This window comes from Edaphobacter sp. (assembly GCF_035532915.1).
GTDB lineage: Bacteria > Acidobacteriota > Terriglobia > Terriglobales > Acidobacteriaceae > Edaphobacter.
The window spans coordinates 1-3,869 of the sequence record NZ_DATKQC010000256.1 but is presented as its reverse complement, the minus strand read 5'-3'; the positions used below and the strand labels follow the sequence as shown (position 1 = coordinate 3,869).

The window sequence follows — 3,869 nt, the reverse complement described above, 5'->3', positions numbered from 1 at the left end:
CAATCGCTCGGATGGCAGTCTGCACAAAATCCACAATGTTCCGCAGGTCATAGCGATTGAGTGCAGAGAGTACGCCGGCAAAGACGCCAACACCCATGTTGAGTGCGACCTTGAGGCCAATGAGAAGTACGGCAATTTGGGCGGCGCGGACAAGGTCGTGCGGGATCCTGAAAAAGTAGGGAAAGACTTTTGCAAGCCCCACGGTGCAAGCCAGGATGACCGCGGCAAACTGGAGACGAATCCAGAGCGCGGCAGACAGCGCCTCGGAGGCCGCCTGATGATCATGCTGAGTGTGTCCCTTGTTGACGAAACGGAGAACGGAACTCTGCATTCCGAGGTCGAGCAGATTCATATAGGCTACAACGGAGACGGCCAGAACCCAGATCCCGAAGGCAATATCACCCAGACGGTGCACGATAAGTGGCGACAGGAAGAACGCTACCGCCATATTGGCGATGGTCCCGATCCAATTAGAGAGCACGTTTCGAGCAATGTGCCTTACGCGCAACTGCAAGTGGATGCTCCTCCTTTCGAGCCTCTAGTCGCCGCTGGAAGACGGCAGCAGTAATAGCCCCAACCGGCCGGACTGAAGATTGGACCCTATAGTAGATGCTACCAGCGTCGCGCGTCGCCCGCTTTTCTGAATCAGGTTAAACTTTGGTATTCGACAAGAACCGAATCAATGAGGGCTGAGGATTGTGCCGATGAAGATGAAACGTTCCGATACCTGCGCTGAGGCATTATTAGTTCGATGAGGCTGTTGTTCTGGAGGTTCTTGGGACTGGCGATTCATGGTGTTAACAGTGATCTGAGTAGTTCCAGTCAAGCGGGAAGACGGATTCTTTTCGTTGGAGTACTGAGCCTCCGGATTACGTCAGTACTTGGCTGGCGACGGCGGCAATTACCGGTGAACGGCGACGACGGAGACTGTCCAAGTACCGGGCGTCATCGTATGGGACCGCATCTTTCCAGCAACGAAAGGCGATTCGTATCCACTTGAATGCCAAGGCTCTGACGGCCGCGTGATGGTCCTTCCCGCGGGTGCGCTGCATTTGACAGTAGGAGTGTGCCCAATCGCAGAAGCCGATGGAGTGTCCCGCCCATTCGTGAAATGTCTGCCGGAGGAAGCGCGGACAAGCCCATCGAACGTGAACCCATTTGGACTTGCCGCTGCGTTCTGTAACGGGAGAAATTCCGCAGAACGTCTGCAGATCGGCTGCGGTTTGGTAACGATCCCTCTGCGACCCGAACGCGGCCAGCAAGCGCGGGCCAGGACCGGCCCAGCACCGGGCAAGGAATCGAAGATCGCGAAATTGGGATGCACCTCTGGCGCCCGCGCAATCTGGCGGTCGAATCCGTCTATGCCCAGTTGTAGTGTTGCGATCAATCCCACCAGGACCTTCGTCATGCCTGTGATGCCTCGATGAGGGCCTTGTCGCTGACTGCTGGGACTGCCTGGCGGATCTTCACCAGCCGCTGTTGGATCAATTCCTGACTCCGGCAGTTGTGGGCTGTAAAGAAGGATCGTACGATGTCTGGCCGCGCCCTTTGGAGCGCCTCCAGAGTAGGCCATCGCTCCAGCAATGCGCCCACCAAGGGTGAATCGACCGCGTCGATCCAGTCCAGCAACTGCGGAAAATACAGCTTCAGTTGGGCGGTAAGCCGGTTGCTTTGGCGAGTTCTCTCGTTCACCAGTTTGCGGCGTCCTTCGACCAGATGCTGTATCAGACGGGTTTGCTCACTATCCGGCCGGAGACAGCGCAAGCGGGCACGATGATGCACCAAGAGGTCCAGCAGCAGCTCGGCATCGCTGGGATCGTCCTTGGCTCCGGAAGGAACCAACGCAGTGCGGAACTGCGCGAAAGCGCGAGGCTGAATGGGGTAGATGTGCAGGTGTTCGTATTTGCTGAGCATAAAGACCAGAGGGCCGCGCGATTGCTCTACTTCCAGAGCGACGGGCTGATTCGGGAAGCGAGCGCTCAGCATTGCCGCCCATGCCGCGACCGCTTCCGGACTATGCTCGATCTGGCCTCGCTCGCGACGATCCGAGCCAGCCGGCTGCAACGACCAAGCGTGCTTTTTGTCACCCCAGTCTATGGCCACAAAAGCTTCAAATCGGGGTTCGTCAGTGCCATCAACGTTCATCTTGGATATCCTTTCCCGGGCAGGCGCTCTGTTTCCGCGAATGGCTTATAGTAGAGTCCTGGTTGTTCTGGACGGCATCTGAGCATGTCGTTCTGGAAACAAAGAGGCTCCCGCTGCTCGAGCCGCCGCTAGAGCGTGTTTCATAAACAGATCCGGCCTCAGATCAAGTACTTACGCGTGAGGCGGGTGAGCTGATGAGCTTCTGTTATGAACAAGCGGCAGAAGCTGTTGACCGATGAACAGTGGCAGTTGGTAGAGCCCCTGTTGCCCCCGCCGATCAGGCGCCGGGACAATCGAGGCAGACCGTGGGCGTCCAATCGGGCGTGCTTCGAGGGCACCCTCTGGACTTTGCAAACCGGAGCCGCATGGCGTTTTCTTCCCGACGAATATCCCTCGCCATCGACCTGTTGGCGGCGGCTGAAGCAGTGGGAAGAGGAAGGCGTCTGGCTGGATGCGTGGCGTACCCTGCTCGGCGCATTGGATGGAGAAGGTCTGCTCCGGTGGGACGAGACCTTTCTGGATGGCAGCTTCGCTCCCGCGAAAAAAGGGGCTCCGCAGTCGGTAAAACCAAGCGTGGCAATGGCACGAAGTGGATGGTACTGGTCGACGGTCAAGGTCTTCCGCTGGGAGTTTGGCTCGAAAGTGCCTCTCCGGGAGAAGCTACGCTTGCGGAAACCACGCTCAACAGGTTCGTGTGCCGCGACCAAAAGGCCCTCCGCGGCAGAAGCCGAAACGGGTAATCGCCGATCACGGATACGATTCCGATCCGCTACGGGAGCGATTCAAAAAGCGCGGCATCGATCTCATCGTGCCCTATCGGAAGAACAACAAAGCACGGCGCTACGAAGATGGAAGGAAACTCCGACGATATAAACGCCGTTGGATCGTAGAGCGGACCAACGCATGGCTTGGTCAATTCCGCCGATTGATGGTTCGCCATGAGCATCTGCTCTCCACCTACCGAGCCTTCTTCTACATCGCTTGCCTCTGGATTACGCTGCGGCACTGTATACGAAACACACTCTAATAAACATCGCGTGTTTGCCCGTGGAACTCGTAGCAGCCGGAGGCCTGCTTAACCCTTGCTTACGATGATTTCGTCATTTGGAAAAGCGCGGCTTACGCCGCATGTCCAAAGGCGCTGGGCAGGGCAACGGGACTCAAACGCCGTCCCCTTGCCCCGCACCCCCATCCCCGCTCAAAGACCTCGAACTGAATCTCCGACCGGGACTTTTTCGTTTCGGAATTACTATAAGTCCGTGGTGCAAGTCCAGGTTCGCAGGTTGATATTTTGTGAAGTATCCACAGGCGATCTTTTTAAAATCGAGCTATCAGGATGGGTACAGGGAAGGATCAGGAGAAGCAGGAAGACATCTGGATCGCGACCTCTGAACTGGCGCGGACCCCAGGTCATCCTTTTTACCAACGGCTGAATGAGCTTCTCGACGGGGAAAAGTTGGACGAGTTTGTCGAGGAGCTTTGCCGGAAGTTCTATGCGCATCGCAACGGGCGCCGCAGCGTGGCTCCGGGGATTTACTTTATGGTCGCTACTAATCGGGTACTTCGAGGGCATCGACAGCGAGCGTGGAATTGCGTGGCGGCTGGCCAATTCGCTGGCGTTGCGGCAATTTGTGTGCATCGGTTTGACGGAGCAGACGCCGGATCATTCGACGATCTCGCGGACGCGGCGTTTGATCGACCTGGACACGCACCGCGCGGTGTTT

At 57.2% G+C, this 3,869-nt stretch carries 5 protein-coding genes and 1 pseudogene; 4 read left to right on the top strand and 2 right to left on the bottom strand.

Annotated elements, in window-relative coordinates:
* On the top strand, positions 1-568 hold a 568-nt coding region (locus VMU57_RS12395), incomplete at its 5' end, for a hypothetical protein (protein ID WP_325383825.1).
* 301 nt (positions 569-869) lie between these two features.
* On the opposite strand, the gene VMU57_RS23070 is transcribed toward VMU57_RS12395, so the two are convergent.
* Both VMU57_RS23070 and VMU57_RS12390 read right to left on the bottom strand, forming a co-directional pair.
* Positions 870-1,262, bottom strand: coding sequence for a transposase (locus VMU57_RS23070; RefSeq protein WP_414648641.1), 393 nt, complete (start codon positions 1,260-1,262; stop codon positions 870-872).
* Positions 1,263-1,404: 142 nt separating this feature from the next.
* Positions 1,405-2,145, bottom strand: a complete 741-nt coding sequence (locus VMU57_RS12390; protein ID WP_325383823.1) for an IS110 family transposase — start codon at positions 2,143-2,145, stop codon at positions 1,405-1,407.
* A 207-nt stretch (positions 2,146-2,352) separates the two neighbouring features.
* On the opposite strand from VMU57_RS12390, the pseudogene VMU57_RS23065 reads away from it, so the two are divergent.
* The 3 genes and pseudogenes from VMU57_RS23065 to VMU57_RS12380 form a co-directional block, all read left to right on the top strand.
* Positions 2,353-2,583, top strand: a pseudogene (locus VMU57_RS23065) (transposase); the annotation flags it as partial.
* Between the two features lie 256 nt (positions 2,584-2,839).
* Complete coding sequence (locus VMU57_RS12385) at positions 2,840-3,172, top strand: transposase (RefSeq protein ID WP_325383821.1); 333 nt, start codon at positions 2,840-2,842, stop codon at positions 3,170-3,172.
* 466 nt (positions 3,173-3,638) lie between these two features.
* On the top strand, positions 3,639-3,869 hold a 231-nt coding region (locus VMU57_RS12380), incomplete at its 3' end, for a transposase (protein WP_325383819.1).